The sequence below is a fragment of the Mesorhizobium sp. M1E.F.Ca.ET.063.01.1.1 genome, assembly GCF_003998155.1.
Lineage (GTDB): Bacteria > Pseudomonadota > Alphaproteobacteria > Rhizobiales > Rhizobiaceae > Mesorhizobium.
In genome coordinates, this window is sequence record NZ_RZSC01000557.1 from 1 (window position 1) to 4048 (window position 4048).

Below are 4048 nucleotides of genomic sequence, written 5' to 3' on the forward strand. Positions count from 1 at the left end.
AGGCGACGCCTTCGTCATCCTCGACCAGCAGATCGCCGGTGGACGAGCCCATGAAGACCTTGATGCCGGCCGCTCCCGGCAACCGTTCGAGCTCGCCGACATCGCCGGCATTGTCGCGCGTGCCGCCGACCCAGAAGGCAAAGTCGCAATGCATGCGACCGGTGGCGCGCCGCACCTTGTCGGCAAGCGTCGCCTCGCTGGTGGTCAACGGATTGGTGTTGGGCATTTCGAAGACGGCGGTGACGCCGCCCAGCACCGCCGCGCGCGAACCCGTCTCCAGATCCTCCTTGTGCTCCAGCCCCGGCTCGCGGAAATGCACCTGGCTGTCGACGACGCCCGGCAGGATATGCAGGCCGCGGCAGTCGATCGTCTCACCGGCCGATGCCTGGCCAAGATCGCCTATGGCAGCGATGCGCCCTGCCCTTACGCCGATATCGCGCCGGCCCTCGCCGTCATGGTTGACCACCGTGCCGCCTGTCAGGATGAGGTCGAAGGTGATTGCCATGGCTGGTCCAATCTCTTGCGGGGGGAGTGTGGCCGGCTTACGTAATGACCATCGTTTTTGCAAGATCAGGCCAGCTTCCGCCCATGCCCTTTGCCCTGCTGAAAGACCGCGCGCTCATTTCCGTGTCTGGCCCCGACGCCGAGCATTTCCTGCAGAACATCCTGACCACCGATCTCGATACACTGGCCGCCGGCGAGGCCAAGCCTGGCGCGCTGCTGACGCCGCAAGGCAAGATCCTGTTCGATTTCCTCATCTCGCGCGCCGGCGACATCGGCTTCCGCCTGGAGTGCCGGGCCGACATAGCCGACGATTTCCTGCGCCGGCTGATGCTTTACAGGCTAAGGGCAAAGGCCGAGATTGCCAAGCAGAATCAGGTGTTTGTCACGGTTGCGTGGGACGGCGATTCAATCGCCTCACCTTCTGATTCAGCCGGGGCTGATTCAACAGCGCTTGCCGATTCCCGTTTCCGCAATGTCGCGGTCGGGCGTGTCTATGGCAGCGCGGCCGAGGATGGCGACCCCGGGGCCTGGCAGGCGCTGCGCATCGCCAACGGCATCGCGGAAAGCGGTTCCGACTACCAGCTCGGCGACGCCTTCCCGCACGACGTGCTGCTCGACGAGACCGGTGGCGTCGGCTTCAGGAAGGGCTGCTATGTCGGCCAGGAAGTGGTCTCGCGCATGCAGCATCGCGGTACAGCGAGACGCCGCGTGCTGATCGCGTCCGCCGACGGTTCCCTGCCCGCTTCCGGCACCGAGCTCACCGTTGCCGGCCGGCCGGTCGGCGCGCTCGGCTCGGTCAGTGGCAAAACCGGTCTTGCCATCGCCCGCATCGACCGCGTCAAGGCGGCGCTCGATGCCGGCGAGAAGATCATGGCCGGCGACGTCGCAGTGACGCTTGCCATTCCTGCCTGGGCCAAGTTCGCCTTTCCGCAGGACGCGGTCAGCGCGGAGGAGGCCTGATGGCGGCCGACCGGGCAGGCGCGCCGCCGCGCGCCTGGCAACGCATGCTGTCGGGCCGGCGGCTCGACCTGCTCGACCCCTCGCCGCTCGACATCGAGATCGCCGATATCGCGCATGGGCTCGCCCGCGTCGCCCGCTGGAACGGCCAGACCAGCGGCGAGCATGCCTTTTCCGTCGCGCAGCACTCGCTGCTGGTCGAGGCGCTCTATGGCGAGTTGGTGCCGGCCGCGTCCGCCGAAGCGCGGCTTGCCGCGCTGCTTCACGACGCGCCGGAATATGTGATCGGCGACATGATCTCGCCCTTCAAGTCGGTGATGGGCGGCTCCTACAAGGACTGCGAGCTGAGGCTGCAGCGCGCCATCCATCTGCGCTTCTCGCTGCCGGCGGAGCTCGGCGCGCCCTTGCGCAAGGACATCAAGCGCGCCGACCAGATCGCCGCCTACTACGAGGCGACGCTGCTAGCCGGCTTCTCGACGGCGGAGGCGACCGAGTATTTCGGCCGGCCACGCGGCTTTTCCGCCGACCGTTTCGACATCACGCCGCGCTCGGTGACCTGGGCGCAGACGGCATTTCTGAAGCGTTTCACGGCGCTTGAGGCTGAACGCCAGGCTTTTCTTGCGGTTAATTCCGCAACGTAAAAGAACGCTAAATTAACCGGCAGCGATGACAGTGACGTGTTCAGTCACGGTCAGCAGGCGCGCTCATGCCCGTCGCTCATGTCAAGGCTGGTTCGGCCGCAAGCAAGCGGAGAGCAACCGGTGCTGGCTCGGCCAGGCGGATAGCCGAGGAACTCCGAGCGCAGAACGAACGCTTTTCGGCCGCCGTCGAGAACATGTCGCACGGGCTGTGCATGTTCGATGCCGATGAGCGCATGATTATCTGCAACCGGAACTACATCGACCTGTTCCGCCTCGACGCCAAGGTGATGAAGCCCGGCATCCGCTTCTTCGACATCCTACAGCACAGCGTCGATATCGGCATCGCCTCGCAAAGCGCCAAGGAGCTCTATGCCGTCCGCAAGCCCTATATCGACGGCGCGAGGCCCTCGACCTATGAGGAGACGCTGGCGGACGGGCGCATCATCGTCATCTCGCACCGGCCGCTGGCTTCCGGCGGCTGGGTGTCGATCTACGAGGACGTGACCGAGCAGCGGCGCGCCGAAGACGAGTTGAAGGAGCAGCACCGCCGCTTCGACGCCGCTTTAGCCAACATGTCGCAAGGGCTGCTGATGTACGACACCGACGGCAAGATGATCGTGCGCAACCAGCGTTTTCTGGAGCTCTACAAGGTCGCCGAGGCGGACTTCCCGTTTGGAACGACGCACCGCGACGCGCTCGAACGACTGATGGAGCTCGGCATCTACACCTCGATCGACGTCGACAGCGAAGTCGCCAAGACCGAAGCCTGCCTGCGGGCGGGGAAGATGCAGTCGACCTACCGCTATCTTTCCGACGGCAGGACGTTTCTGGTCGTACGCCAGCCGATGAGCGGCGGCTGGGTGGTGACCTTCGACGACGTCACCGAACGACGCCGCGCCGAAGAACGCATGACGCATCTTGCGCATCACGACACCCTGACCAACCTGCCCAACCGCTCGATGTTCCGCGAGCGGCTCGACCAGGCGCTGAGCGAGGCCAACGCCGCGCCGCTGGCCATCTTTTCGATCGACCTCGACCGCTTCAAGGCCGTCAACGACACGTTCGGACACCCGGCAGGCGACTGGCTGCTGAAATGCGTGGCCGAGCGCTTGCGGCGCTGCCTGCGCGGCGAGAAAGATGTGGTGGCCCGTTTCGGCGGCGATGAATTCGCCATCATCCAGTTCAACATCAAGGCGGCGGCCGATGCCGAAAAGCTGGCCAAGCGCATCATCGAGATCATCGGCAAGCCTTATCGCGACAAGGGCCGCGAGATGCATGTCGGCGTCAGCCTCGGCATCGCGCTCCATCCCGATGACGGGCGGGACGCCGACACGCTTTTGACCAATGCCGACATGGCGCTCTACCGGGGCAAGAGCGAGGGTCGCAATATCTACCGCTTCTTCGAGCCCGGCATGGACGCCATGGTGCGGGAGCGCCTGGCACTCGAAGCCGATCTCGAAGCGGCGCTCCCCAAGCGCGAGTTCGAACTGGATTTTCAGCCGATCCTCGACATCGCATCCGGCGATATCGTCGGCGCCGAAGCGCTGATGCGCTGGCGCTCGCCGTCGCGAGGGCTGGTGCCGCCGGAAGACTTCATCGCGGCGGCCGAGGAAACCGGGCTGATCGTGCAGCTCGGCGACTGGGCGCTGCGCAAGGCCTGCAGCGTGGCGGCAAGCTGGCCGCGGGACGTGCGCATGGCCGTCAACGTCTCGGCCGCCCAGATCAGGAGCGGCGGCTTCGCCCGCGGCGTGATCTCGGCGCTTGCCTTTTCCGGCCTGCCGGCCAGCCGCCTGGAGCTCGAAATCACCGAAACGGTGATGATGGACGAGAGCGATACGGTGCTGAAGACGCTCGGCCAATTGCGCGGGCTCGGCGTTCGCATCGCGCTCGACGATTTCGGCACCGGCTATTCCTCGCTCGGCTATCTGCGGCGCTTTCCGGTCGAC

At 65.6% G+C, this 4048-nt stretch carries 4 protein-coding genes; 3 read left to right on the forward strand and 1 reads right to left on the reverse strand.

Features of this window, described 5'->3' with window-relative positions; translation table 11 throughout:
- A partial coding sequence (locus EOA29_RS27860; RefSeq protein WP_189479008.1) for an amidohydrolase family protein occupies positions 1–505 on the reverse strand: 505 nt, incomplete at its 3' end.
- An 83-nt stretch (positions 506–588) separates the two neighbouring features.
- Here EOA29_RS27860 and EOA29_RS27865 point away from each other — a divergent pair.
- From EOA29_RS27865 to EOA29_RS27875, 3 genes are all read left to right on the forward strand, one after another.
- Entirely contained in the window at positions 589–1464 is an 876-nt protein-coding gene (locus EOA29_RS27865; protein WP_127221890.1) for a folate-binding protein YgfZ, read from the forward strand.
- Positions 1464–2102, forward strand: a complete 639-nt coding sequence (locus EOA29_RS27870) for an HD family hydrolase (RefSeq protein ID WP_126094916.1) — start codon at positions 1464–1466, stop codon at positions 2100–2102. The genes EOA29_RS27865 and EOA29_RS27870 overlap by 1 nt, the downstream gene beginning before the upstream one ends.
- Positions 2103–2167: 65 nt before the next feature.
- Positions 2168–4048 (forward strand): PAS-domain containing protein (locus EOA29_RS27875; protein WP_127221889.1); only part of this gene is annotated, 1881 nt, incomplete at its 3' end.

Coding starts and splice junctions, on each gene's coding strand:
- EOA29_RS27870 (WP_126094916.1), top strand. CDS start 1,464: ATGGCGGCCGACCGGGCAGGCGCGCCGCCGCGCGCCTGGCAACGCATG.
- EOA29_RS27865 (WP_127221890.1), top strand. CDS start 589: ATGCCCTTTGCCCTGCTGAAAGACCGCGCGCTCATTTCCGTGTCTGGC.